Source organism: Phycicoccus mangrovi, from assembly GCF_018729305.1.
Taxonomy (GTDB): domain Bacteria; phylum Actinomycetota; class Actinomycetes; order Actinomycetales; family Dermatophilaceae; genus Phycicoccus; species Phycicoccus jejuensis.
Window position 1 is genome coordinate 26,924 of sequence record NZ_JAHHWP010000015.1, and the last position, 25,709, is coordinate 52,632.

Sequence of the window (25,709 nt, forward strand, 5' to 3'; positions counted from 1 at the left end):
CGCGTAGCATCGCGGGAATGGCCCTCACCGACCTGTCCCGCTGCTCGGCCGCCGCCCGCGACCGCGGCGAGCCGCTCGCCGGGTCCGCGCCCGTCGCCAGCCGGTGGCTGCTCGTCGAGCACCCCGGCCCGTGGGCGAAGCAGCCGCTCGAGACCGCGCCGTTCGCCGGGCGCGTCGGCCAGGAGGTCGAGGCGCTCTGTGCGTCCTTCGGCGGCCGTTCCCTGCTCGTGCGCCGCCCCGGGCGGCGTCCGGCGGACGTCGACGAGTGGCACTGGTGGGCCGTCGACACGGTCCGCGGCACGTGGGTCCGCGGCACGTGGCGCACGGCGGACGACGTCCTCGCCGCGGCCCGCTCGCTCGGGACCGAGCTGAGCGCCAGCGACACCGACGCCGACCCGATGGTCCTCGTCTGCACCCAGGGCACCCGCGACGCCTGCTGCGCGGTGCGCGGCCGGCCGATCGTCGCGAGCCTCGCCCGCGAGTGGCCCGAGGAGGTCTGGGAGTGCACGCACCTCGGCGGGCACCGCTTCGCCGGCACGCTCCTCGCGCTGCCGGCGGGCGCCTGCTACGGCTACCTCGACCCCCGCAGCGCGGCCGACGTCGTCCGCGGTCACCTCGACGGTCGCGTCGACGGCGCCCACCTGCGAGGTGTCACGCGCTGGGAGCCGGCGGTCCAGGCGGCGCTCGCGCGCGTCGTCACCGACCACGGGCCCGCGGGTCTGGGGGACGCCGTGCCCGGGCGGGTCGACGCCGAGGGGGACGTGACGCGCGTCGAGGTCGAGGGCTCCGGGCCGGTGCCCGAACGCGTCGTCGTCGAGGTGCGGACCGAGACCGTCACGGACGCCGCGCTCAGCTGCGGCGCCGGTCCGAAACCGGCTGTCGTGCACCACACCGAGGTCGTCTGCGACTGACGACGCCGCCGACGCGGCCCGCCCCTCGAGGGGACGGGCCGCGCCGCGGAACGGGTGGTGGCTCAGGACGTCGCCACCGTCACGCCGTAGTACGACGCCGCGTCGACGACGGGCTGGTAGAAGCTGTAGCTCCCGGCCCCGTAGCCGGCGTTGAAGCCGCAGTCGACCCCCGTCGGCCCGCCGGACGTCATGCCCTGCGCGTAGTTGTTCGTGCCGATGTACGCGCCGCCGGAGTCGCCGCCCTCGGTGCAGACCGAGGCGCGCGCGAGGTCGGTGACCGTCGTGCCGCCGGAGTAGTTGACCGTCACGTTGTAGGCCTGGACCTGGCCGCAGGTCCATCCGGTCGTGTTGCCGGCCTTGCAGATGTCGGTGCCGACGGCGTTGTTGCTCACGCCGTACACCGGGACGTAGCCGGACAGCGCGCCGCGGGTGTCGACGTAGGCGCGGCCGGTGTCCTCGGCGTCGATGTCCATGAGGCCCATGTCGACGCTCGGGGCGCCCGAGCGGAAGCGGCTGTTCGTGCCCTTGCCGATGTGGGTGCCGTTGGCGTCGTAGATGTCCGGCAGGCCCTCGACGCAGTGGCCGGCGGTGAGGAGCACGTTGTTGCCGGAGGACGTCGTGCCGGGGAAGCCCAGCGAGCAGTTGGTGCCGGGGACGAGGTCCATGATCCGGCCGGGCACGACGTCGGCCTGCGTGCTCAGCGGGGCGCCGGTCTCGACGACGACGCCGTCGACGGCGGTCAGCCGCTCACGCAGGGCGGCCGGGGCGTCGGCCTCGACGGTCGCGACGACGCGCTGGTTCGCGAGGTCCGGCGTGAGCGAGACGAGGCCGGCGTGGCCCTTCGCCGCGCGCTGGGCGGTGCGCGACAAGGCGTCGAGCTCGCGCTGGCCCTTGCCCTGGCGCGCCGTGAGTCCCTGCGACTCGACGGCCCGCTGGTCCCGGGCGGAGTCGACGACGACCACCATCGTGTCGCCGCGGTAGTAGGCGCCGTCCGTCGCGACGTCGAGGGAGTCGAGACGGTGCTGCTGCGCGGCCTGGCGGTCGAGCTTGCGCTCGGCCTGGGCCACGCTGATGCCGTCGCGCTGCGCGACGAACCCGGCGACGACGTCGTCGGGAGAGGGGAGGGGGGCGGCGCTCGGGGCGGCCCAGGCGGCGATCGGGGCGGCGGCCAGGGCGGCGCTCGTGGCGAGCCCGACGGCGAGGACGCGGTGCTTCATCAGGGGTGCTCCTTCGGGGTGGTCGCCACGTCGTCGGACGCGGCGGCTCGGCCACCGGGATGTCCGGGACCGGGTTCCACCCCCTCAGGAGCGCGGGTGGATCGCAAACCGGGGCAGCCGGATTGACCGAAAGTTGACGCGATCCTTCCGCGTGGCGGTGGAACCTCTGACCACTCGCGGGGGTGCTGCGGAGGATCGCCTGACCTTCCGCCCGCGGGGTGGTGGCGCCGGACGGGCGCTCGCCGCGCCGCGGGTCAGGACGTCGGCGAGGCGCCGGGGGAGCTGGTGGGCGAGGCGCTCGGGGACGTGGTGGGCGAGGATGTGGGCGAGGTGGTCGCCGACGGGGCGGCCCCGGCTCCGGCGACCGGCGTCGCGGGCACCGTCACCACCTGCGGCGCGCCGCCCGCCTCGCAGGTGCGGGCCGGGTCCACCGGGCGGGTGTCGACCCGGTTGCCGTTGACGAGCGAGACGTCGTCGTACGCGGGCCGGCCCTCGATGACGTCCCGGAAGCGGTAGCGCGTCAGCGACGAGAGCCGGCAGTCGGTGCCGAAGGTCAGGACGTCGAACGCCGACGGCTGGCCGACGAGCTCCTCGCCGCCCTCGGCGCCGATGAAGTGGGTCAGCGGGCCACCGCCGGTGAACGTGCCGGCCTGGATCCGGTTGCCCTCCAAATCGGTCGAGTGCATGTGGCCGTTGAGGAGCACCCCCGCGTCGAGGCCGGAGACCGCCCACGGCTCGTGGCTGACGACGACGTCGGGGGAGGTGCGCCCGGTGAACGCCGTCCGGAAGGCGTCGCGGGCGGGCAGCTGCTTCGCGCGCGAGCCGGTGCCCGAGTCGCCGAACCACCGCGGGTCGTTGAACCCGGCGATCGTCACGCCACCCACCGTGACCTCCTGGTAGTCGTCCCCCGGCGGCTGGAGCAGGATCACGTTGGGGATCCGCTCCATCCGCCGCAGGATCGCCGTGTCGGTCGCGCTCGTGGCGTCGTGGTTGCCGCGGACGAAGACGTACGGCACCCCGAGCGAGCCGATGCCCCGGAACATCCCGGCGGCTTCGCCCTCGGCGACGGTCCCGAAGTTGACGAGGTCGCCGCTGTCGACGACGAGGTCGATGCTCTCCGTCTCGATGACCGAGCGCATGAGGGCGTACTGGTTGCCGCCGTGGAGGTCGCTGACGAAGAGGACGCGCAGGGCCGGGGCCGACTCCAGGGAGCCCGCGGCGTACTTCTGCTGCAGGGCCGTCGAGAGCGCGAGGAGGTTGCGGACGTACGGCGTCGCCTGGGTCGCGCGGGACTCGACGTCGTCGAAGAGGCCCTGGTTCTGCTGGAAGGTGCCGAGCACCTCGGTCGCGCGCCAGGCCGTCTGCCGGCTGGGCTGGTAGGTCGTGTACATCGACGCGCCGGTCCCGAGGGTGGCGACCGTCCACGCGACGGCCGCGGCGACGACGAGCGGGCGCGGCGGGCGCCGGCGTCGGATCACCGACCACCCGCCGACGAGGACGAGGACGAGGAGGAGGGCGCCGGCGGCGAAGCGCACGACGACCTCGAGCGCGACGTCGCGGATGGCGGTGTTGAGCTCCTCCGGGCCGGGGCGCAGTGTCGCGAGGCTGACGTTCGGGCGGGCCAGGACCTCCGTGATGGACGCGCGGACCTGCGGCACGGCGCGCACGCCCGGCGCGAGCCCGGAGAAGGAGAACTCGACGTCGCCGAAGGTCGTCTCGGCGACGAGCCGGCCGACGGCGGCCGGGCTCGCGTCGAGGCTGACGGTCGCGCGGTAGCTGCGGGTCTCGGCGGTGGCGGGGAGGAGGGCGGTGGTCGCGAGCCCGGCGGTCGTGCACGCGCCGACGAGGACGACGGTGCCGAGGCCCTGCCGGACGCGGCGGGAGCCGACCCGGTGCCCGGCGCTCCACCAGACCCCGACCGCGGTGACGAGCGGCCAGAGGGCGGCGAGGGTGGCGACGAGGCGCTCATGGAACCCGAAGAAGGTGGCGTCGAGGCCGACGCCCAGGGAGGCGACGGCGGCGAGGAGCACGGCGGAGGCCGGCGACGCGACGCGGCGGCGGAGGACCTCGGGGCCGTCGCGGCGGGCGGCGAGCGCTGGCCAGAGCGCGAGCAGGACGAAGGACGCGGTGGCCACGGCGGTGTGCGCGGCGGAGGACTCGGTGCGCGAGGGCAGCGGGAGGGCGGCGACGCCGAGGGTGGCCAGGCCGCCGAGGGCGAGGGCGACGCGACCGGCGGGGCGGGCCGCGCCGAGGCACCACGCGGTGAGGCAGTGGCCGAGGCCGGTGACGACGAGGGCGGTGGTCATCACCCAGCGGTGGGGGGTCTCGAGCGAGGCGAGGGCGCTGATCGACTCCCGGAGCGGGTCGAAGCCCGGACCGACGAGCCCGGCGGCCCACGTCCAGCCCCCGACGAGCGCGGCGAGCGTCAGGGCCGCGCTGACGACGGCGGTCCTGAGGTGTCCGGCGGGGCGGGCCATGCGTGGCAGCCTAGGACGGTCGCCTGCACGGGCCCCGCGCCCGGGGTGGGGTCGGGCCGAGCGGCCGACGGCGCGGCCTCGTCCGTCCGGCCGGGCGGATGGTGTGCTCTCCCCACCTCCTGTCACCGCGGAAGGAATCCCTTGCCCCGGCAACCACTGCTTCCACCTGGAAGGTTTCCCTTCCGCTGCGCAAGGAGCCGGCCGCTCGCCCCGCCGATCTCGCTGTACCGGGTCGATCTCGCCGTGCCGTGGCCACCTCGCCGTGCCGGGGCGGCATGACGCGGCGGCAGGACGAGGGTGGGTCGGCCGGGCGAGAACGGGTCGGCACAGGGCGCAGTGCTTGCGCGATGCGATGTTTCCCGTGCGGGTGGCAACCATGTCCTTGCGCGGTGGAAGGGAAACCTTGCGCATCGCATGCGGTGGTTGCGGGTGGAAGGGATTCCTTCCGGGGCGCATGGATGCTGGGAGAGCACACCATCGCCCCCCGGGTCGGACCCGCGCTCTCGGGGGACCCGCGCGACCGGGGGCCCGCACCCTCGTCCCCGGGGGTGGGACCCCGAGGGCGAGGGGCGGTCCGAACCACTGCCCGACCTAGGGTGGCTCGCATGACGTCCTCCACCCCGCTGCCCGAGGCGCTGCGGCGCGACTTCGGCGCCGTCCTGCTCGACATGGACGGCACCCTCATCGACTCCATCGCCGCCGTCGAGCGCAGCTGGCTGCGCTGGTGCGAGGAGCACGGCGTCGACCCGCGCCGCCTCGCGGGCTCGCACGGCGTCACCGCGCGCAACCTCATCGCCGGGCTCCTGCCCGAGGACGAGCGCGACGCCGCCTACGACCGCATCGTCGCGCTCGAGGTCGCCGACGTCGACGCGATCGAGGTCCTGCCCGGGGCGCTCGACCTCCTGACCACGCTGCGCGACGCCGGCGTCCCCGCGGCCATCGTCACCTCCTCCAGCGACCCGCTCGCCGAGGCACGCCTGGCCGCCACCGCCCTCCCGCACCCCGAGGTCGTCGTCACCGCCGACCACGTGGAGCGCGGCAAGCCGTTCCCCGACCCGTGGCTGCTCGGCGCCGAGCGCCTCGGGGTCGACCCCGCCGACTGCCTCGTCGTCGAGGACGCGGTCGCCGGCCTGCGCGCCGCCCGCGAGGCCGGCTGCGGCGGGCTCGTCGCCGTGACCACGACGATGACCCGCGCGGAGCTCGACGAGGTGGCCGACCTCGTCGTCGGCTCGATCGCCGACCTGCGGGTCGATGTCTCCGACGGGCGCATCCGGCTGCTCGACCCGGCCGGTGTGGACGAGCCCTCCCCGCGGGAGGGCGGCGCCGCCTAGGGTGCATCCCGTGGATGCCGACGTCGTCGTCGTGGGTGCCGGCCTCGCCGGCCTGGTCGCCGCGTGCGAGGTCGCGGACGCCGGGGGGTCCGTCGTGCTGCTCGACCAGGAGTCGGCGGTCAACCTCGGGGGCCAGGCGTGGTGGAGCTTCGGCGGGCTGTTCCTCGTCGACAGCCCGGAGCAGCGTCGGATGGGCATCCGCGACTCCCTCGACCTCGCGTGGCAGGACTGGCAGGGCAGCGCCGGCTGGGACCGGCTCACCGCACCCGACGGCGGACCGGGGCCGGACCACTGGGGCCGCGAGTGGGCGCGCTCCTACGTCGAGTGGGCCGCGGACGGCAAGCGAGAGTGGCTGCGCGAGCGGGGCGTCTCGTTCTTCCCCGTCGTCGGATGGGCCGAGCGCGGCGACGGCACGAGTGGCGGACACGGCAACTCGGTCCCGCGCTTCCACATCCCGTGGGGCACCGGCACGGGGGTCGTCGCGCCCTTCGAGCGGCGGGTGCGCGAGCACGTCGCGGGTGGGCGCATCGTGTACCGGCCGCGCCACCGCGTCGACGAGCTCGTGACGACCGGAGGCGCCGTCACGGGCGTGCGCGGCTCGGTGCTCGTCGACGACGACGCGCCGCGCGGGGCCGCGAGCAGCCGCGAGGTCGTCGGACCGTTCGAGTACGGCGCGCAGGCGGTCCTCGTCTCCTCCGGGGGCATCGGCGGCAACCACGACCTCGTCCGCGCCAACTGGCCACGGCGGCTCGGCGACGCACCGGGGACGCTGCTCACCGGCGTGCCCGCGTACGTCGACGGCCGGATGATCGGCATCACCGAGGCGGCCGGCGGGGCCGTCGTCAACCGCGACCGGATGTGGCACTACGTCGAGGGCGTCCGCAACTGGGACCCGGTCTGGCCGGGGCACGCCATCCGCATCCTGCCGGGGCCGAGCGCGCTGTGGTTCGACGCCCGCGGCGACCGCCTGCCGAGCCCCTACCTGCCGGGCTTCGACACCCTCGGCACGCTGGACCACCTGCGGCACACCGGCTTCGACCACTCGTGGTTCGTCCTCAACCGCTCGCTCGTCGGCAAGGAGTTCGCCCTGTCGGGGTCCGAGCAGAACCTCGACCTCACCGAGCGGCGCTGGCGCGACGTCCTGCGCCGCCCCGTCACGCCCGTGCCGCCGGCGGTCCAGGCGTTCCTCGACCACGGCGAGGACTGGCTCACCGCCGACACCATCGGCGGGCTCGTCGCCCGGATGAACGAGCTCGAGCCCGACACCCCCATCGACGCGGCCCACCTCGAGCGGCAGGTCGTCGAGCGCGACCGGCAGGTCGAGAACCCGTTCACGAAGGACGCCCAGGTCGCGGCCATCCGGGTCGCCCGGCGCTACCGCGGCGACCGCCTGACCAAGCGCGCCTTCCCGCCGCACCGCATCCTCGACCCGAAGCACGGGCCGCTCGTCGCCGTCCGGCTGCGGGTGCTGTCGCGCAAGACCCTCGGCGGCCTGCACACCGACCTCGCCGGGCGGGTGCTCGACCCCACCGGCGCACCGGTGCCCGGCCTCTACGCCGCCGGCGAGGTCTCGGGCTTCGGCGGGGGTGGCGTCCACGGCTACCGCGCGCTCGAGGGCACGTTCGTCGGCGGCTGCCTCTTCAGCGGGCGGCAGGCCGGCCGCGCCCTCGCCGCCGCACTCTGACCCCGCCGTCCCGCGGTCGGCCGGCGCGCCCCGTCGTCACTCCGCCGTGCGGACGGATGCCCCGAGCGCCCGCAGCGACAGCGTCGCGCAGAGCGTCCAGGTGCCGCAGAGGACGACGAGGAAGCCGGCGCCCACCACCTCCAGCACCACCGACCCGGTGGCCCGACCGAGCTGGTGCGCGCCCAGCGACAGCGTGCCGACGGGGAAGGTGAGCGCCCACCACCCCGGCGTGAAGGCGATGCGCGCCGCGAAGGCGCGGACCGTGACGACGAGCGCCCACGTCGCGAGCGGTGCCCCGACGGTGAGGGTGACGAGCCCGTATCCGACGGCCACCCGGTGCGCGAGCGCGGCGGCCTCGGGGGTGAGCAGCCCCGCCGAGGCCGCCGACAGCGAGACGGCCGCCGCGGTCGACTGGCCGACGATGCCGAGCGGGATCCAGGCCGACGGCGCCACCGCGGGGTCGAGCGGGCTGACCCGCCAGTGGTGGTGGTAGACCACCGCGAAGACGAGCGAGCCGAGGACGAGGGCGACCGCGAAGCACGTCCACGCGAGCAGCACGAGGAGCAGCCGCGGCCCGCCGGCGCCCAGGTGCGGCACGAGGGACGCACCCGTCGTGGCCGACACCATCGGCGGCACGACCGGCAGGCCCCACGCGGGTGACGGCGGACCCGGGTGCCCGCGGACGAGCAGCGCCGCGAAGCCGAGGGCGGTCACGAGCCCGAGGAGCGTCCCGGCCGTCCAGAGGACCGCGTCGACCACGACGGGGTCGACGAGCGAGCCGGCCCCGGCGGTGGGCAGCACCGCGAGCGTCGCCGCGCCGACGGCCAGCAGGCCCATCGACACGGTGCCCCACGACGGCAGCGTCGCGAGGTCGGTCACCGACGCCCGCAGCGTGCCCGGCCGCGTCGCGCACCGGACGGCGAACGCCCCGGTCAGCCCCAGGAGGACCACCCAGCCGAGGACGAGGACGACGAGGGCGGCGTCGTGCAGCGGGCGGGCACCGCCGGCGTGTGCCTGGAGCAGCGTCGCGAGGATGCCGGTGCCCATGACCGCGGGGTACCAGACGGGTCCGGGCGGCGGGAGGGACCTGCTCGTCGTGACGGGCGTCGTGGCCTGCCTCGTCGCGGCCCCGGCCGGGGTCGCCGGCGCCGGGCCTGTGGACACGTGGGTGGTCATGGTCCGAGCCTTCCCGCCGCGGCAGGGTCCGGCCAGCCCCCGCGTCCCTGTCAGGTGACAGGCGTGGCCTGTGACCGGTCCGGTCGCAGTGCCGTGGCCACGAGGGTGACGAGGTCGCGGGCCGGTCCCCGGGCGGGCAGCCGGCCCCCCTGCCAGACGGCGGTCAGCGCGCGGCGCAGCGCCAGCCCCGTCGTCGTCACGACGACGAGGTCCCCGGTGTCGACGAGGTGCGCCGCCGACCGACGGCTGACGAACGCCGGCGGCCCGCCGGCGGCGACGGAGGCGAGCAGGGCGGTCGTCGTGTCGAACACCGCCTCCGGTGGGGGCGGGACGACGCTGGCCTCCTCGAGCGCGGCCTCCCAGACGCGCCGGGTGCCCGAGCCCTCCTCCCGGCTGCTCAGCGCACGGGTCGCCAGGTCCTCGGCGACGGTGAGCCGCCGGCGCCGGGCCCAGAGGTCGTCGGGCGCGGCGACGAGGACGAGCTCGTCGACCCCCACGCCCCGGTGCCCGAGACCGTCCAAGGGCACCGGCCCCTCGACGAACCCGAGGTCCGCCGCCCCGGAGCGCACGGCATCGACGACCGCTGCGGAGTTCGTGGCGTGCAGGGTGACGTCGGCGACCGACTCGCGGCGGGCCCGGACGAGGACGCGGGGCAGGACGGTCTCGGCGACGGTGAGGCTCGCGTGGACACGCAGCTCGCGGGAGCGGTCGCGCCGCAGCGTCGCGAGGGCCTCGTCGAGGTCCTCGGCGCGGGCGAGGAGGTCGGCCGACCACTCGACGACGAGGCGCCCGGTCGGGGTGAGCGCCGAGCCGGAGCGCCCCCGCGTCACGAGGTCGAGCCCGACGTCGGCCTCGAGGCCGCGCAGCCGCTCGGACGCCGACTGCTGCGTGATGCCGTGCGCGCGACCGGCGGCCGCGATGCCGCCCAGGCGCGCGATGTCGGCGAGCAGCCGCAGCGAGGCGAGGTCGGGTGCCATGCGCCCACCGTACGAGCGGCGGGCCGCCGGGTGCGCCGGGGACGCGTCGCGCCCGGGTCAGCGCTGTGGCTCGAGCAGCACCTTGAGGCTCGTGGGGTCCGAGCGCAGCGTCTCCAGGGCCTCGGCGTAACCGGCGAGCGGGAACCGGTGCGTCACGAGCCCCTCGGTCCGCACCCGGCCCGAGCGCAGCAGGGCCAGCGCCCGGTCGAGGCAGTCGACCTGTGCGAACGACCCCTTGACCGTCAGCTGCCGCCGGAAGACGTCGTACGGGCTGAGCGGCACGCGGGCGTCCTCGTCGCACATCCCGTAGACGAACACGGTGCCGTTCGCCGCGGTGAGCGAGGGCAGCATCCCGACGACCGGCGCGGCCCCGGTGACGTCGACCGTCACGTCGAACCCGTCGGGCTGGAGCCGGGCCAGCGTCCGCGCGGTCTCGTCGGCGTCGCGGGTCACCCGCACGACCCGGTCGACGCCGTACGCGTCGGCGAGCTCGAGCTTGAACGGCGTCGGCGCGGCGACCGTCACGCGCCCGGCCCCACCGTGCAGGAGCAGCTGCGAGAGCAGCAGCCCGGTCGTGCCGGCCCCGACGACGAGCACGTCGGCGCCGGGCCGCAGCCCGAGGACGTCCATCCCGTGCACCGCGCAGGCGAGCGGCTCGGCGAGGACGGCGAGCTCGGGGTCGAGGTCGTCGGCCGGGTAGACCTTGTGCGCCGGGCTGAGCAGCGCCTCGGCGAACCCGCCGGGCGCGTTGACCCCGAGCGAGTGGAAGTGCTCGCAGAACAGGTGGTTGCCGCGCGAGCACTCCCGGCACTGGCCGCAGGACGACGCGTTGTCGACCGCCACCCGCTGCCCGGGACGCACGTGCGTCACGCCGTCCCCGACGGCGCGCACCGTGCCGGTGGCCTCGTGCCCGGGCGTCAGCGGGAAGCCGGCGAAGAACCCGCCCTCGTGCAGGTGCAGGTCGGTGCCGCACAGGCCCGCGAGGTCGACGTCGACGACCACCTCGCCCGGGCCGGCGACCGGCCGGGGCACCGAGCGCACCTCGAGCTCGCGGGGGGCGTCGTAGACGACGGCGCGCATCATCGAACCGTCGGAGGGTGGGGCGGAGGAGGGAGCGGCGGAGGAGGCGTCGGGGCGCACGGCGTCGGGCACGCCCACCTTCCTACCGGTCCGGCGCGATCGGCGACAGGGCCCGACCACGGCTCGTAGACTCCGCGGGTGCCGACGACGCCGCCCCGACCGCGGGCCGACGGCCGGGCGGGGGGCGCGTGAACGTCGTCCTCACCGGCCTCGGCCGGGTGCTCGGCCTCCAGCTGGTCCTGCGCCTCACCGACGGGATGCCGCGCGCCGCGGCCCGGGCGCTGCTCGCCGCGACGGTCGTCGTCGTCAACGGCGCGCCGATGCTCGCCGTGGCGACCGGCGCCATCGGCTACGGCGACGTCTGGCTCTGGCTGGCGCTCGAGGTCGTGACGATCTACGTCTGGACCCTCGTCCGCGCCCTGCTCTCGCGCGACGCGGACGGCCGCAGCCGCGCCCGCTCCTTCGGCACCCTCTTCTTCGCGGTGCACTACGGCGGCTTCGCCCTCGTGCCCTTCCTCGTCGGGCTCGCCACCGTGCTGCCGGTCGCCCCGCTGCGCAGCCCGTGGCTGACGGTTCTCGTCCTCGGCGGCCTCGGCTTCCTCGCGGCCGGCTGGGCCGGTGCCGGGCGGCTGCGCGAGCGCCGACCCCTCGGCATCGGCGACTACGTGCGGGCCTACGCCCGGATGGCCCTCGCCTACGCCGCGCTCTTCGTGCCGCTCGTCGCCCAGGGTGTCGGCAGCAGCGACGACGTCACCCGCCTGACCGCCGGCCAGGAGCGCGGCCCCGCCCTGCTCGTCCTCGCCGCCAAGCTCGTCCTCGAGCTCCTCCTCGTCCTCGCCGTCGAGCGCCGCGACGGGCGCCTGTTCCTCCTCGGCCGCCCGGTCGTCGTCACGGTGCGGAGGGCCTCGTGAGCGCCGCCGCGCCCGTCGTGCCGCTGCACCGCGAGCCGGACTTCCGCCGGTTCTGGCTGGCCCGGCAGGTCTCGACCGCCGGCACGCTCGTCACGGCGGTCGCCCTGCCGGTGCTCGTCTACCGGCTGAGCGGCAGCCCCGCGCTCACCGCGCTCGTCACCCTCGTCGAGGGGCTGCCCTACCTGCTCCTCGGCCTCGTCTCCGGGGCCATCTCCGACCGGCTCGACCGCCGCCGCGTCATGGTCGCGGCCGACCTCGCGAGCGCGCTCGCCATCGGGTCGGTGCCGCTCGCCCACGAGCTCGGCGTCCTCACCGTCGCCCACGCGCTCGTCGCCGGGTTCCTTACCCAGGCCTGCTTCGTCTTCTTCGACGGCGCCGCGTTCGGGGCGCTGCCGGCCATCGTCGGCCGCGAGCGCCTCGGCCCGGCGAACGCCGCCATCTGGGGGTTCGGCTCGCTCCTCGACCTCGGGATGCCGATGCTCGCCGGCGTCCTCCTCGCCGCCCTGCACCCGGCGCTGCTCCTCGGCGTCGACGCGCTGAGCTTCCTCGCCTCGGCGGCGGCCGTCGTCGGCATCGCCGCCCGGCTCTCGGGTAAGCGCGACCTGCCGCCGATCAGCCCCCGCGCCGTCGCCGACGAGGTGCGGGTCGGGCTGCGCTTCCTCCTCGACCACCCCGGGGTGCGCTCGCAGACCGTCATCGGCTTCCTCCAGTCGCTGTCCGGGGCCGGCTTCATGGCGCTGTCGGTGCCTTACGCCGACCGGCTGTTGAGTGTGGGCACGAGCGGCTGGCGCTTCGGGGCGGTGTTCGCGGCGTGGGGGATCGGCGGCGTCGTCGCCGCGACGCTCACCCCGCGGCTGCACCGCCGGTTCTCGATGCCGCGCGCGACGCTGCTCGCCCTGCCGGTGTCGGCGGCGGCCGGGCTCGTCGTCGCGACGACGTCGTCGTTCGTCGTCGCGGTCGTCGCGATGGTCGGCTGGGGCATCGCCTACCAGGCGGTCGTCCTCACCTCGATCACCTACCGCCAGCAGGCGACACCCGAGCACCTCCTCGGCCGGGTCAACACGACCGGCCGGATGCTCTCGTTCGGCGTCGGCTGGACGGCCGGCGCGCTCGGCGCGAGCGCGGTCGCCGGCGTCCTCGGGACCCGCGGCGCGATGGTCGCCATCGTGTCGGTCGGGGTGCTCGCCGCGGTGTACGGCTGGGCGTCGCCGCTGCGCACGCTGCGCGAGACCCCGGTGTCGGCGTGAGCGGCGCTGCGCGACAGGCCGCCTCGTCGGCCGGGTGGACCCGGTGGGGGCTGCTCGGGGCCTTCGCGCTGCTCGTCGCGACGACCCAGGTGCTGTGGCTGACCTTCGCACCGGTCACGGTGGAGTCGGCCCGGGCGCTCGGCGTCTCGGAAGGGCTGGTCGGCGACCTGGCCGTCGTCAACCCGCTGCTCTTCGTCGTGCTCGCCCTCCCCGCAGGGCGGTTCGTCGACCGCTCCCTCCATCCCACCCTGACCGCGGGGGCGCTCCTCACGGCGGCCGGTGCGCTGGTGCGGCTCGTCGACCCCGGGTCCTACGGGTGGCAGCTGGCCGGGCAGCTGCTCGCGTCGGTGGCCCAGCCGCTCGTCCTCACGGCCACGACGACGCTCGCGGCCCGGGCCTTCGCGGCGCACCAGCGCACGACGGCCATCTCCGTCGGGTCGGCGGCGCAGTTCGTCGGGGTGCTGGTCGGCGCGCTCGGTGGCGCGCCGCTCGTGACGGCCGGTGGGCTCCCGCTCCTGCTGCGGGTGCACGCCGGCCTCGCCGTCGTCGCGGCGCTCGCCGTCCTCGGGATGCTGCGCGTCGCCACGCTCGCCCCGATCGGCGCGCGCGACAACCACGGCCTGGCCTGGCTGCGCCACGAGCCGCTGCTCTGGCGGCTGGCCGGCCTGCTGCTCGTCGGGGTCGGCGTCTTCAACGCGCTGGCGACCTGGCTCGACCCGGTGATGACCGGCCTCGGGCACCCGGGCAGCGGCGGGCTGCTCATCGCCGTGACGACGGTGGCCGGCGTGCTCGGAGCGGCGCTGCTCCCCGGCCCGGTGGCGGTCCGGCGGCGTCGCCGAGCGTTCCTCGTCGGCGCGACCGCTTGCACGGCAACGGTGTTCGCCCTGCTCGTCGTGGCCAACGCCCCGGTGTTGGCGGGCGTCCTGCTCGCGGTGCTCGGGTTCGTCCTGCTCGCCGGGCTGCCGGTGGCGCTCGAGTGGTCCGAGGCGCATGTCGGCGTCGCCCGCTCGGGCACCGCCACCGCCGTCCTGCTGCTCGCCGGCAACCTGGGCGGGGTGCTGCTCGTGCTGGTGGTCCAGCCCTTCGTCGGCGCGCCCCGGGTCGCGCTCGCCGTCATCGCGCTGGCGGCGCTCCCCGGGGCGGCGCTGGCGCTCTCGTTGCCGCGCCGTGAGGAGGCGGCCTGAGCGAGCGGCCCGGGACGGGTGTCAGAGGTACTGGCCGGTGCCCTCCGCGTGGCCCTCGCCCGGGGCGGACGGCATCCCGGGCATGCCGCCCGGGCCCTGGGGGCCGTGGCCGCGACCGGGCTGCATCCCCGGCGGCAGCGCGCGCATCTGCTGCAGCTGCGCCTGGGCGGCCATCTGCTGGGCGACGAGCGCCGTCTGGATGCCGTGGAAGAGGCCCTCGAGCCAGCCGACGAGCTGGGCCTGCGCGATGCGCAGCTCGGCGTCGGAGGGCTGCTCGTCCTTGAACGGCAGGGCGATCCGCTCCAGCTCGGCGACGAGCTCGGGGGCGAGGCCGTCCTTGAGCTCGGCGATCGAGCGGTCGTGGATCTCGGCGAGGCGGGCGCGGCCGCGGTCGTCGAGCGGGCTGCTGCGCACCTCCTCGAGGAGCTGCTTGACCATCGACCCGATGCGCATCACCTTGGCCGGCTGCTCGACGAGGTCGGCCGGGTTGCGCGGGCCGTCGTCGGCGGAGCGGGCGTCGTCGTCCTGCGGGGTGCGGTCGGCGACGCCCATCCCGTCGGGCGTGACGACGACGACGCGGTCGGGGTCGCCGACGACGGTGGCCGGCACCTGGCGGCGGTCGTCGTCGGGCTGGTCGCTGTGGGGCTGGTCGCTCATGACCCCATCCTGCCCCGGAGGGCGCGCTCCCCGTCCGCGGAGGGTTGCGGCGACCCGGCGGCCGTTGACATCGACTCTCGATACACATATCGTCTTTCGATAACAGATCGACAGTCGATGTGAAGGAGGCCGTCATGGCCGGTCGCGCGAGTCTCTCCTCCAGCCTGTGGCGCTTCGACCGCTCGGACCGCTGGGGCCTGACCGCCCTGCTCGTCCTCGTGACGGCCGCCGCTGCGCTCGCCGGCGTCGTGGGACCGGTGCTCGGCTGGGTCGCGGGCGAGCCGCTCGCCGTCGCCACCGTCGGCCCGGTCGTCGTGCCGACCCTCGACGCCGTGGGGACGCGGTACGGCGACGGCGAGTACGACGTGCTGCTCACGGGTGTCGGGGTCGGGCAGCGCCTGCTCGACCTGCTGCCCGGGGTCGCGCTCACCGTGCTCGTCGCGGTCGGCTGCCTCCTCGTCCAGCGACTGATGCGGGGCGTCGCGGCCGGTGACGCCTTCGACCCGAGGAACGTCTCCCGGCTGCGGGGCCTCGCCCTCCTGCTCGCGCTCGGGGTGCCGGTCGTGTGGTTCGCCCGCGTCACCACCGACCTCGCGCTGCTGTCCGGGGCCGACCTCGGCGCCGGTGGGCCGGGGGCGCTCGTCGAGGTCCCCTGGCTGCCGATGCTCGGCGGCATGGTGCTCGCCCTCGTCGCGGAGGCGTTCCGGGCGGGCACGCGGCTGCGTGACGACGTCGAGGGCCTCGTCTGATGCCGGTCGAGGAACCGCACCGCGTCGTCTGCCACCTCGACCGGCTGCTCGAGGAGCGCGGGATGACCCTCGCCGCGCTCGCCGAGGCCGTCGGCGTGACCGTCGTCAACCTCTCGGTGCTCAAGAACGACCGCGCGAAGGCCATCCGGTTCAGCACGCTCACCGCCGTCTGCGACGTCCTCGGCTGCCAGCCCGGCGACGTGCTCTCGGTCGAGCCGGCCTGAGTCCCTGGCCGCCACCCGCGTCACGTGCGTATCGGGTCACCCGATACGACCGCGCTGTACCCGACAACCGTTGTCGGGTACAGCGCAGCGGTATCGGGTCACCCGATACGCGTGGGGTCCGGCAGGTCAGGCGGCGGCGGGGGAGGGCGTCGCGGGCGGGGTGGCGGCAGGCGGGGCCGGGGTGGCGCGGCGCAGGAGCGGCTGCCCGAACGCCGCGAGCAGGGCCGCGAGGACGCCCGCGGTGACCGTGACGGCGAAGGCGCCGGTGTGCCCGTGGACGTCGGCGACCCGCCCCGCGACGGCGGACCCGATCGCGTAGCCGAGCCCGGTCGTCGACGCGAGCAGCGTCATCGCGGCCCCGATGCGGGCGGGCGGCACGGCGCGCTCGCCGAGCATGAAGACGCTGATCATGTACGGCGCGATGACGAAGCCGAGGACGAGGACGACGAGGAAGAGCCGCGGCACCGAGTCGGTGAGGAGCAGCGGCGCGCTGAGCACGGCGAGGCCGGTGGCCGCGACGAGCACGCGCGCGGGGACGGTGAAGCGCGCCGGCAGGCCGGCGACCGCGAGCCCGGCGATGACCGACCCGACGCCGAGCGTCGCGTGGACGAGACCGGCGAGCCCCGGCTGGCCCGCGAGCGTCGTCAGCACCGTCGTGCCGGTCTGCACCGACCCGAAGACGACCCCGATGAGCAGCTGCGCGAGCAGGAGCACGACGAACGTCGCGGTGACGAGGCGACCGGCGAGGCCGGCCGCGGGCCGGTGCGCGTGGGTCAGGGCGGCGGTGGGGTGCACCGCGAACGCCGTGCCGAAGCCGAGCAGCAGGACCGCCGCGACGACGAGCGCCACCGACGGGCTGGCGAGCACCGCGAGGACGCCGATGAGCGCCGGGCCCATGACGAAGGACGCCTCGTCGGCGGCGCCCTCGTACGAGAAGGCGGTCTCCATGAGGCGCGGCTGCTGCGCGCCCTGGTGCCGGGTGAGCGGGCGCCACCGGACGCGGGCCAGCGGCCCCACCTGCGGCATGAGCAGCCCGGCGAGCGCGGCCGACCCGACGACGAGCCCGGGGGCGGCGCCGCCGTGGGCGAGGGCCACGAGGAGCAGCAGCCCGGCGCCGCCGGCGAGGGACTGGACGAGCACGACGGGACGCTGGCCGATCCGGTCGGCGAGCGAGCCGGCGACCGGGGCACCGACGGCGTTGGCCACGGCGAGCCCGCCGGCCGCGGCGCCGCCGAGGCCGTAGGAGCCGGTCGTCCCGGAGACGAGGAGGAGGGTGCCCATCTGGCTCATCGCGAGGGGCAGGCGCCCGACGAACGCGACGAGGACGTAGAGGGGGCCGGCGAGCGAGAACAGGCGCCGGTAGCTGGCGATCGGTGACACGGGGGTTCTGCCTTCGAGGGGTCCTGCGCCCGGACCCGTGCGTGGGTAGGGCGGAGCGGGTGTGCGCCGAACCCGCCTCCAACGGCGCACGAGGACCCTGTGCAACGCACGATTCTACCGCCTCGCGCACGATGCCCCCGCCCGCCGCCGGAGAGGCGCGGGCGGGGGCATCCCCCTGCCAGGGGTGTGTGGCTCAGGTCGCCCGGCGGGTGACCTGAGGAGCCCGGCGGATGCCGGCCGCGGCGAGCAGGGCCGCGAGGACGGGGACGAGCAGCCCGACCGTCGCGAGGTCCGCCCACGGGATGACGAGGACGCTCTGGCCGTCGCGCGAGGCCTGGGTCAGCGGGTCCCAGCCGACCGCCGTCAGCGGTCGGGCGATGGCGATGCCCGGCACGAGCCCGACCGCGACCCCGAGGGCGCAGCCGACCGCGGCGAGGACGAACGCCTCGGCCGCCGCCATGACCCGCCGGGTGCCGCGCGTCGCACCGAGGGCGGCGAGCGTCGCCTGGTCGGTCTGCTGCTCCGCCAGCGTCAGCGCCGTCGACGTGAGGACGACGACGAGGATGAGCAGGCCGAAGACCGCGAGGAGGATGGCGACGACCATCCGGTCCTCGCGCTGGAAGCCGTCCTCGCGCTGGACGCCGACCTCGTCACCGAGGCGCTCGGCCAGCCGGTCGACGGTCGCGTCGGGCACGGCGCTGCCGTCGGCCTCGCGCACGGTCCACGACGGCGTCGTCGTGTCCCAGCCGCGCGTGAGCGGGGTGCCGGCGGCGACGGCCATCGACGCCCCGAGCAGCCGCCCCGCCGACTCCTTGGTCAGCGGCAGGCGCACGGCCGGGACCTGCGCGTCGGAGGTGACCGTGGCCCGCGGCGCCTGCACCGTCTGGGCCTGGGGATCGACACGGTAGGTGCCCTGCGCGACCCGGACCGTGCCACCGGACCCGCCGAGGAGGACGACGGCGCCGTCCCGGACCTGGGCGGCCGCGGCGCCGGTCACCCCCGTGCGGCGCACGAGCTCGTCGGCCGGGAGGGTGAGGACGATGCCCGAGCCGTTGGCCAGCGAGCCGGCCACGGAGCACTGTGGGCCCTTCGCCGAGTCGGTGAGGTAGCCGAGGGTGTCGGTCACCTCGCAGCCCGGGGGGACGACGCTGACGAAGCGGGAGTCGTAGGGCTCGGTCGTCGGGACCTCCTGCATCTGCTGGGTGTCGCCGACGAAGACGGGGTTGCCCGTGACCACGGCGCCGGGTGCGGCCGAGCGGATCGCGTCTGCCGTCAGGGGGGTCTCGCTGAAGGCGCTGACGACGACCTCGCCGGGGATGGTCGTCGGCAGGTACTCCATCCGCCGCTGCTCGGTGTCGCTCTCGAGCCCGGTGAGCCCGAACGTCAGGCCCGCGACGACCGCGAGGACGGCGGCGACGGACGGCGCGCTGCGGGCGCGGTGCCGGGCGAGGTCGCGCGCGGCCATCCGCAGCGAGGTCGGCAGGTGCGTGCCGAGCCGGCCGACGCCCGCGAGGACGACGGGCACGAGCAGCAGCGAGCCGACGATGAGGACGAACGCGCCGACGACGACGAGCGTCTCGCCCGACCCGGCGAACAGGTTGCCCGTGGCCCCGGAGAGGTCGACGACGCCGGTGCCGCCGAGGGTCAGCACCCCGCCGACGAGCGCGAGGACGACACCGAGGGCGAGGACGACGAGGCTGGGGCGCGGCGAGACGCTCTGCCCGCGCATCACGCCGACGATGTCGAGCCGGCCGAGCCGGCGGGCCGGCACGAGCGCGGCGACGAAGGTCGAGGCGACCGCGCAGGCCGCGACGCCGGCGAGCATCCCCCAGCGGACGTCGAACGGGCCGCCGAAGGGCGGGTAGGCCTGGTCGGCGGTCGCGGCCCGCACGAGCCAGGCCCCGCCGACGCCCAGGCCGACCCCGGCCACGGCGCTGACCGCGCCGAGGACGAGGGCCTGCGCGAGGACCGTCCGGCGCAGCACCGGCGTGTGGGCGCCGTTGCTCGCGGCGAGGGCGAGCGTCCGGCGCTGGCGGGTCGCGCTCACGGCGAACGCCGGGCCGACGAGGAGGGTCGTCGAGACGAGCAGCATGACGGCGGCGAGGCCGACCAGGAGACCCATCCGCTGGGTCTCGTCGCCGGCCTGCGCCTGCAGCTCGGCGGGGTAGGCGCTCTCGGCCGGCGGGTGCAGCAGCACGTCGGCGGAGGTGACGCGGAAGCCGTACTCACCGAGGGTGCGCACCTCCGGCCAGGTGACGGGGTCGGTGCCGAGGACGATCCAGCCGCCGTTGCCGACGGCGGCCGCCGGCACGAGCGGCGCGGCGGTGACGAGGGCGGGCTGCGAGTAGAGGTCCTGGGCCCGGGCGACGCCGACGACCGTGACCGTCCGCGTCGTGCCCTCGACCGTCACCTCGAACGAACCCTGCTGCGGCACACCGCGGCTGATGGCCACCGGGGTGACGATGACCTCGGCCGGGGTGGCCGGGTCGGACGACGGCGCGGCCGGCCAGCGGCCGGACACGAGCTCGAGCTTCTCGCCGAGCCCGATCGCGCCGTCGAGCGAGAGCCCGTCGAGGGAGAGGCGGCGCTCGCCGAGGGTGGTGCGGGCCGACCACCGCTCGAACGGGGTGACGGGGGCGTCGACGAGACGCGACACGGCGTCGGCGTTCGCGAACGTCGAGGCCTCCCGGTCGAAGCCGGGGACGGGCCGGGCGTCCTGGTCGACCGACGAGAAGCCGGCGCCGGGGTCGGGCAGCTGGACGGTGCGGCTGACGTCGGGCCACTCGAGGAGGGCCTGCCCGGTGCCGACCGTCTGCGGGATGCGCTCCGCGCCGCTGACGTCGGAGGTGTAGGCCAGCGTGACGACGGCCGAGAGGAGCAGCGTCGGCAGCAGCACCATGACGACGACGAGCGCGCTGCGACCGCGGTGCCGGCGGACGTCGCGGCGGGCCATCCGCAGGGCGACGGCCCACGACGACCGCCACTGGGCGAAGCGGCCGGGGTCGGCGGGCTCCGGTGCAGGAGTGCCGGACCCGTCGGTGTCCGGGCGCGAGGGGGCGAGGGTGCTCATCGCGCGCTGCCGCCGGTCAGCAGGTCCTCGGCGACGTCGGCGCCGCCCGTGGAGTCGACGACACGGCCGTCCCGGAGGAAGACGACCCGGTCGGCCCACGCGGCGTGCCGCGCCTCGTGGGTGACGAGGAGCCCGGCGACACCGTCGTCGCAGCGCTCGCGCAGGACCCGCAGCACGTCCTCGCCGGTGTGGCTGTCGAGGGCGCCGGTCGGCTCGTCGGCGAGGACGAAGCGGCGGCTGCCGACGAGGGCGCGGGCGATGGCGACGCGCTGCTGCTGGCCGCCGGACATCTGGTCCGGGTAGCGGTCCGAGAGCGCCATGAGGTCCATGAGGTCGAGGGTCCGGCGGGCCTGCCGGCGCGCCTGGCGGGCGCGGACGCCGTCGAGCTCGAGCGGCAGGGCGACGTTCTCGGCGGCCGTGAGGCTCGGGATGAGGTTGTAGTCCTGGAAGACGAAGCCCATCCGACGCCGGCGCAGCCGCGCGAGGTCGCGGGGCGCGAGGCCCCCGATCTCCTCACCGCCGATGCTCACGGTGCCGGACGTCGGGCGGTCGAGGCCGCCGGCGACGTTGAGCAGCGTCGACTTGCCCGAGCCGCTCGGGCCCATGACGGCGACGAGCTCGCCGGCGTGGATGTCGAGCGAGACGTGGTCGAGCGCGACGACGCGCGTCTCGGCCTCGCCGTGGACACGGGTGACGTCGGAGATGACGACGTGCGGTGTGGTCATGCGTGGGTCCCCTCCCGGTGGGCCGGCACCTCGCCGGCGGTGTCGTGGCCGGCGCGGCGGGGGCCGGCCGGGGTCCTGCGGGCGTGCCGGGCGAGGGCGGACTCGACGTGGTCGAGCCAGCGCACCTCCGCCTCGGCCGCGAAGACGAGGTGCTCGAGGACGAGCAGCCAGGCGAGCCCCTGCTCGCCGCCGTCGCCGGCGCCCTCGCGGACGCCCTCGCCCGACCCCTCCGCCCGGTCGAGGGCGTCCCGCTTGAGGCGGGTCAGGTCGCGCAGGTGGCGCAGGGTCGCGGTGCGCTGGCCCTGGACGACCGCCGCGACGTCGACCCCGGGGGCGGTGACGGCGAGGGCGAGCTTGATGGTCAGCTCGTCGCGCGGGGTGCTCGTACGGTCGACCGGGGTGGTCCACCAGGCGTCGAGCTCGGCGCGGCCGGCGGCCGTCAGCCGGTAGCTGATCCGGCCCTCGGCGTCGGCCTCGCCGGCCTGCTCGACGAGGCCGTCGCGCACGAGCCGCTCGATCGTCGTGTAGACCTGCCCGACGTTGAGCGGCCAGGTGCCGCCGGTGCGCTCCTCGAAGTCGCTGCGCAGCCGGGCGCCGTAGGAGTCGCCCTCGGCGAGCAGGGCCATGAGTCCGAGCCGGACCGACATCCGACGCCTCCCTCGTGCTGGTGATACCCGGTATCCACGGGCTGACGAGGAGATGTATACCCGGTATCACGAGGGGGGTCAAGCAGCTGGGCGCCCGTGGTGGTGACCGTCCGTCGCCTCGCCCGACCTCTCGACGACCACCACCCGACCTGGCAGTGGCGCGCGCGCCGCGCGTCCCCGAGGATGGCCGGGCCGTCCGACCCCGGGCGGCGGGGGCAACCCGCCGATGACGTCAGGAGACCCGATGCTCGTCCCGATGACCGTGACCGACTTCATCGACCGCGCGAGGACGGTCTACGCCGACCGGGTCGGTGTCGTCGACGAGCCGAGCCAGGTCGCGGACCCGCTGCCGGACCTCACGTACGGGGAGGTCGCGGCGCTCGCCCGCCGCCAGGCGGCGCGGCTCGACGAGCTCGGCATCGAGGTCGGCGAGCGCGTGGCGATCGTGTCGCACAACGCCGCCCGGATGCTCGTCTCGTTCTTCGGGGTGTGCGGCTCGGGGCGGGTCCTCGTGCCCGTCAACTTCCGGCTGCGCCCCGACGAGGTGCGCTACATCGTCGAGCACTCGGGGGCCCGGGTCCTCCTCGTCGACCCCGAGGTCGACGCCTCGCTCGCGTCGGTCACGGCCGAGCACCGCATCGTCCTCGGCGACGACGACGCGCTCTTCGCGCCGGAGGGCGTCGAGCCGCGGCCGTGGGAGCCGGACGAGAACGCGACGGCGACCATCAACTACACCTCGGGGACGACCGCCCGGCCCAAGGGCGTGCAGATCACCCACCGCAACATCTGGACGAACGCGCTGACCTTCGGCCTGCACGCCGGCGTCTCGGACCGCGACGTCTACCTCCACACGCTGCCGATGTTCCACGCCAACGGCTGGGGGATGCCGTTCGTCGCGACCGGCCTCGGGGTGAAGCAGGTCGTCCTGCGCAAGGTCGACGGCGCCGAGATCCTCCGCCGGGTGCGCGACCACGGCGTCACCTACCTGTGCGCAGCCCCGGCCGTCGTCAACGCGGTGCTCGAGGCGGCCCAGTCGTGGGAGGGCGAGGTGCCTGGGCGCGACCGCGTGCGGATCATCGTCGCCGGCGCGCCGCCGCCCACGAAGACCGTCGCGCGGGTCGAGCGCGAGCTCGGCTGGGAGTTCATCCAAATCTACGGGCTGACCGAGACCTCGCCGCTGCTGACCATCAACCGGCGCCGGGCCGAGTGGGACGACCTCTCGGTCGAGGAGCGCGCCGAGCGGCTCGTGCGGGCCGGCGCGCCGGCGCTCGGCGTGACCCTCACGCTCTCGCCGGACCACGAGGTGCTCGCCCGCTCCAACGTCGTCCTCGAGGGGTACTGGGAGCAGCCGGAGGAGTCCGCGCGGGCGCTCGAGGACGGCTGGTTCCACACCGGCGACGGCGGCACCATCGGCGACGACGGCTACCTGACGATCTCGGACCGCAAGAAGGACGTCATCATCACCGGCGGCGAGAACGTCAGCTCGATCGAGGTCGAGGACGTCATCTTCAGCCACCCCGCCGTCACCGAGGTCGCCGTCATCGGGGTGCCCGACGAGAAGTGGGGCGAGACCATCAAGGCGCTCGTCGTGCTCGCGCCGGGGGAGTCGGTGACCGAGGCCGAGCTCATCGCCTGGTGCAAGGAGAAGGCCGCGGGCTACAAGGCGCCGACGTCGGTCGAGTTCCGCGACGAGCTCGCCCGCACGGCCACCGGCAAGCTGCAGAAGTTCAAGCTGCGCGCGCCCTACTGGGAGGGTCGCGACCGCCAGGTCAACTGACCCTCGCTCCCTCCCCCGCTTCCGCGCGAACGTGTGTGAAGAACGGCGGCATGGCGACGTTCTTCACACACGTTCGCGGCAGGGGCGGGGGTGGTCAGGGTGAGCCGGCGAGGAGCGTGGCGCCCAGGGCGAGCGCGCCCGGCAGTGCCTGGACGAGGAGGATGCGCCGGCTCGCCGTCGCCGCGCCGTAGAGCCCGGCGACGACGACGCAGGCCAGCCCGAACACCGCGAACGCGAACCGGTGGTCGGCCGGCCCGACGAGCCCGAGGACGAGCGCGGCGACGAGGAAGCCGTTGTAGAGGCCCTGGTTGGCCCCGAGCGTCTTGGTCTGCTCGGCGAACTCGGGGCTCAGCCCGAACGCCGCGCGCCCGCGGGGGTGGGTCCACAGGGCCATCTCGAGCACGACGATGTAGACGTGGATCGCGGCGACGAGCACCGTGAGGAGCGTGGCGGTCAGCTGCATCCGCGATGTCTACCGCACCCGGACCGCCCGGCGCTCCCCCCGGCGCGCGGGCTCAGCCGACGGTGAGGAGGATCTTGCCGATGTGACCGCTCTCCTCGAGCTCGCGGTGCGCGTCGGCCGCGGACTCCAGCGGGTGGCGGGAGTGGACGATCGGGCGGACCGTGCCGTCCTCGACGAGCGGCCAGACGTGCTCGCGGACCGCGGCGACGATGGCCGCCTTCTCGGTGTGGGGGCGGGCGCGCAGCGACGTCGCGATGACGGCGCCGCGCTTGGCGAGGAGCTGGCCGAGGTCGAGCTCGCCGACCCGGCCGCCCTGGAGGCCGATGACGACGAGCCGGCCGTTGGCGGCGAGGACGTCGACGTTGCGGCCGAGGTACTTCGCGCCCATGTTGTCGAGGACGACGTCCGCCCCGTGCCCGTCCGTGGCCTCGCGGACGCGCTCGACGAAGTCCTCGTCGCGGTAATTGACGAGCACGTCGGCGCCGAGCTCGCGGCAGGCGTCGAGCTTGGCCGCCGAGCCGGCGGTGACGGCGACGCGCGCCCCGACCGCCTTGGCCAGCTGGATGGCCATCGTGCCGATACCCGAGGAGCCGCCGTGGACGAGGAAGACCTCGCCGGGCTGGAGGTTCGCGGTGAGGAAGACGTTCGACCAGACGGTGCACGCGACCTCGGGCAGCGCCGCGGCGTCCTCGAGGGACACGCCGGTCGGGACGGGCAGCAGCTGACCCGCCGGCACCCGGACGTGCTCGGCGTACCCGCCGCCGGCGAGCAGCGCGCAGACCTCGTCACCGACCGACCAGCCGTCGACGCCCTCGCCGAGCGCCTCGACGACGCCGCTCACCTCGAGGCCGGGGACCTCGGACTCGCCGGGCGGCGGCGGGTAGTGGCCCTGGCGCTGCATCGAGTCGGCGCGGTTGACACCGGCCGCGACGACGCGGACGAGCACCTCGCCCTCGCGCGGCGCGGGAGTCGGCACGTCGGAGACGGCGAGGGCCTCGGGCCCTCCGGGGGTGGGGACGGTGATGGCACGCATCCCCCGAGGCTATGCCCGCCGACCGGGCCGGGGGCGTCCCACCCGCGCGGCGAGCGAGGCCGCGGTGCGGCGCACGGCGTCGGCGAGGCGCTCGCGCTCGGCGTCGTCGACGTCGCCCTGCGGGTAGGTGACGGCGACGGCGGCGACCGGGTAGTCGTTGGCGTCGAGGACGGCGACGGCCACCGACCCCAGTCCCGGTGTCACGAGGCCGTCCTCGAGCGCGTAGCCGCGCTGGCGCACCTGCTGCAGCCACGACCGCAGCTGGGTGGTCGACGCCGGGCCGCGGCCGTCGCGCTGCACGAGCGCGGTGCGGTCGGGGTAGAGGGCGCGTACCTGGGCGGCCGGCAGCGCCGCGAGCATCGCGAGGCCGGTGGCGGTCAGCGGGGCCGGCAGCCGGACGCCGACGTCGGTGACGAGCAGCGGCCGGCCGGGGGCGCGCTGCTCGACGACGTAGAGGACGTCGCCGCCGTGGAGCACCGCGAGGTGCGCGTTGTGCCCGCAGGCGTCGACGAGCCGGTCCATCGGCCCGCGGGCCATCCGCTCGAGCGGCGCCTGCCGCTGGTAGGCCGACCCGAGCTCGTAGGCGGCCAGGCCCAGGCCGTAGCGGCGCTCCTCGGGCAGGTGGCGGACGTAGCCGCGCTCGGTGAGGACGGCGAGCAGGTGGTAGACGCTCGAGCGCGGCAGGCCGAGGTCGCGCGCGATGGCGGCGGCGGGCACCGGCTCGCCGCGGCGCGCGATGAGGCCGAGGACGTCGAGGGCGTGGCCGGCGGCGGGGGCGTTGGCCATCGC

The 25,709-nt window shown here is 75.9% G+C and carries 22 protein-coding genes; 9 read left to right on the forward strand and 13 right to left on the reverse strand.

The window, feature by feature from the left end:
- Positions 1-17: 17 nt before the first annotated feature.
- Positions 18-911 carry a ferredoxin family protein gene (locus tag KMZ30_RS13600; protein WP_215513103.1) on the forward strand — a complete coding sequence of 298 codons (894 nt, stop codon included), beginning with the start codon at positions 18-20 and terminating at the stop codon, positions 909-911.
- Positions 912-973: 62 nt separating this feature from the next.
- On the opposite strand, the gene KMZ30_RS13605 is transcribed toward KMZ30_RS13600, so the two are convergent.
- A complete protein-coding gene (locus KMZ30_RS13605) occupies positions 974-2,128 on the reverse strand; it encodes a S1 family peptidase (protein WP_215513102.1) in 1,155 nt (384 codons plus the stop codon).
- A 254-nt stretch (positions 2,129-2,382) separates the two neighbouring features.
- The gene (locus KMZ30_RS13610) at positions 2,383-4,605 is read right to left on the reverse strand and encodes a DUF998 domain-containing protein (RefSeq protein ID WP_215513101.1); all 2,223 of its coding nucleotides are present in this window, start codon (positions 4,603-4,605) and stop codon (positions 2,383-2,385) included.
- Between the two features lie 605 nt (positions 4,606-5,210).
- On the opposite strand from KMZ30_RS13610, the gene KMZ30_RS13615 reads away from it, so the two are divergent.
- Positions 5,211-5,936 (forward strand): HAD-IA family hydrolase, encoded by a 726-nt coding sequence (locus tag KMZ30_RS13615; protein WP_215513100.1) that lies wholly within the window; start codon positions 5,211-5,213, stop codon positions 5,934-5,936.
- Between the two features lie 10 nt (positions 5,937-5,946).
- Entirely contained in the window at positions 5,947-7,620 is a 1,674-nt protein-coding gene (locus tag KMZ30_RS13620) for an FAD-binding dehydrogenase (RefSeq protein ID WP_215520046.1), read from the forward strand.
- 36 nt (positions 7,621-7,656) lie between these two features.
- Here KMZ30_RS13620 and KMZ30_RS13625 read toward each other — a convergent pair whose 3' ends face one another.
- From KMZ30_RS13625 to KMZ30_RS13635, 3 genes are read right to left on the reverse strand one after another with little or no spacing between them, the layout of a single operon-like run.
- On the reverse strand, positions 7,657-8,796 hold the full coding sequence (locus KMZ30_RS13625; RefSeq protein WP_215513098.1) for a TDT family transporter: 1,140 nt from the start codon (positions 8,794-8,796) through the stop codon (positions 7,657-7,659).
- Positions 8,797-8,846: 50 nt separating this feature from the next.
- The gene (locus KMZ30_RS13630; protein WP_215513097.1) at positions 8,847-9,773 is read right to left on the reverse strand and encodes a LysR substrate-binding domain-containing protein; all 927 of its coding nucleotides are present in this window, start codon (positions 9,771-9,773) and stop codon (positions 8,847-8,849) included.
- A gap of 57 nt (positions 9,774-9,830) precedes the next feature.
- Positions 9,831-10,925 (reverse strand): zinc-dependent alcohol dehydrogenase family protein, encoded by a 1,095-nt coding sequence (locus tag KMZ30_RS13635; RefSeq protein WP_215513096.1) that lies wholly within the window; start codon positions 10,923-10,925, stop codon positions 9,831-9,833.
- 116 nt (positions 10,926-11,041) lie between these two features.
- Here KMZ30_RS13635 and KMZ30_RS13640 point away from each other — a divergent pair, with 116 nt between their 5' ends.
- The 3 genes from KMZ30_RS13640 to KMZ30_RS13650 are packed head-to-tail and all read left to right on the forward strand — an operon-like array spanning position 11,042 to position 14,195.
- Positions 11,042-11,764 (forward strand): DUF6498-containing protein, encoded by a 723-nt coding sequence (locus KMZ30_RS13640; RefSeq protein ID WP_215513095.1) that lies wholly within the window; start codon positions 11,042-11,044, stop codon positions 11,762-11,764.
- Positions 11,761-13,011 (forward strand): MFS transporter, encoded by a 1,251-nt coding sequence (locus tag KMZ30_RS13645; protein ID WP_215513093.1) that lies wholly within the window; start codon positions 11,761-11,763, stop codon positions 13,009-13,011. The genes KMZ30_RS13640 and KMZ30_RS13645 overlap by 4 nt, the downstream gene beginning before the upstream one ends.
- A complete protein-coding gene (locus KMZ30_RS13650) occupies positions 13,008-14,195 on the forward strand; it encodes an MFS transporter (protein ID WP_215513092.1) in 1,188 nt (395 codons plus the stop codon). Before KMZ30_RS13645 ends, KMZ30_RS13650 begins: the two co-directional genes overlap by 4 nt.
- Before the next feature lie 21 nt (positions 14,196-14,216).
- Here KMZ30_RS13650 and KMZ30_RS13655 read toward each other — a convergent pair whose 3' ends face one another.
- Complete coding sequence (locus KMZ30_RS13655; protein WP_226902540.1) at positions 14,217-14,852, reverse strand: bacterial proteasome activator family protein; 636 nt, start codon at positions 14,850-14,852, stop codon at positions 14,217-14,219.
- Positions 14,853-14,986: 134 nt separating this feature from the next.
- On the opposite strand from KMZ30_RS13655, the gene KMZ30_RS13660 reads away from it, so the two are divergent.
- Complete coding sequence (locus KMZ30_RS13660; protein ID WP_215513091.1) at positions 14,987-15,601, forward strand: DUF2975 domain-containing protein; 615 nt, start codon at positions 14,987-14,989, stop codon at positions 15,599-15,601.
- The gene (locus KMZ30_RS13665) at positions 15,601-15,825 is read left to right on the forward strand and encodes a helix-turn-helix domain-containing protein (RefSeq protein WP_030526337.1); all 225 of its coding nucleotides are present in this window, start codon (positions 15,601-15,603) and stop codon (positions 15,823-15,825) included. Before KMZ30_RS13660 ends, KMZ30_RS13665 begins: the two co-directional genes overlap by 1 nt.
- Before the next feature lie 126 nt (positions 15,826-15,951).
- Here KMZ30_RS13665 and KMZ30_RS13670 read toward each other — a convergent pair whose 3' ends face one another.
- The 4 genes from KMZ30_RS13670 to KMZ30_RS13685 form a co-directional block, all read right to left on the reverse strand.
- Positions 15,952-17,205 (reverse strand): MFS transporter, encoded by a 1,254-nt coding sequence (locus KMZ30_RS13670; RefSeq protein ID WP_215513090.1) that lies wholly within the window; start codon positions 17,203-17,205, stop codon positions 15,952-15,954.
- 193 nt (positions 17,206-17,398) lie between these two features.
- Positions 17,399-20,275 (reverse strand): ABC transporter permease, encoded by a 2,877-nt coding sequence (locus KMZ30_RS13675; protein ID WP_215513088.1) that lies wholly within the window; start codon positions 20,273-20,275, stop codon positions 17,399-17,401.
- Positions 20,272-21,000: an ABC transporter ATP-binding protein gene (locus tag KMZ30_RS13680; RefSeq protein ID WP_215513087.1), complete on the reverse strand. Its 729-nt coding sequence runs from the start codon at positions 20,998-21,000 to the stop codon at positions 20,272-20,274. Before KMZ30_RS13680 ends, KMZ30_RS13675 begins: the two co-directional genes overlap by 4 nt.
- Positions 20,997-21,647: a PadR family transcriptional regulator gene (locus KMZ30_RS13685; RefSeq protein ID WP_215513086.1), complete on the reverse strand. Its 651-nt coding sequence runs from the start codon at positions 21,645-21,647 to the stop codon at positions 20,997-20,999. The genes KMZ30_RS13680 and KMZ30_RS13685 overlap by 4 nt, the downstream gene beginning before the upstream one ends.
- Before the next feature lie 256 nt (positions 21,648-21,903).
- On the opposite strand from KMZ30_RS13685, the gene KMZ30_RS13690 reads away from it, so the two are divergent.
- Positions 21,904-23,424, forward strand: coding sequence for an AMP-binding protein (locus tag KMZ30_RS13690; RefSeq protein ID WP_226902538.1), 1,521 nt, complete (start codon positions 21,904-21,906; stop codon positions 23,422-23,424).
- Between the two features lie 94 nt (positions 23,425-23,518).
- Here the strand turns inward: KMZ30_RS13690 and KMZ30_RS13695 are convergent, their stop codons facing one another.
- Genes KMZ30_RS13695 through KMZ30_RS13705 form a run of 3 tightly spaced genes read right to left on the reverse strand, consistent with a single transcriptional unit; the run spans position 23,519 to position 25,706 of the window.
- Positions 23,519-23,887, reverse strand: a complete 369-nt coding sequence (locus tag KMZ30_RS13695; protein ID WP_215520047.1) for a DUF1304 domain-containing protein — start codon at positions 23,885-23,887, stop codon at positions 23,519-23,521.
- Between the two features lie 52 nt (positions 23,888-23,939).
- Positions 23,940-24,920, reverse strand: a complete 981-nt coding sequence (locus KMZ30_RS13700) for an NAD(P)H-quinone oxidoreductase (RefSeq protein WP_215513084.1) — start codon at positions 24,918-24,920, stop codon at positions 23,940-23,942.
- A 9-nt stretch (positions 24,921-24,929) separates the two neighbouring features.
- A complete protein-coding gene (locus KMZ30_RS13705; protein WP_215513083.1) occupies positions 24,930-25,706 on the reverse strand; it encodes an IclR family transcriptional regulator in 777 nt (258 codons plus the stop codon).
- Positions 25,707-25,709 lie beyond the last annotated feature (3 nt).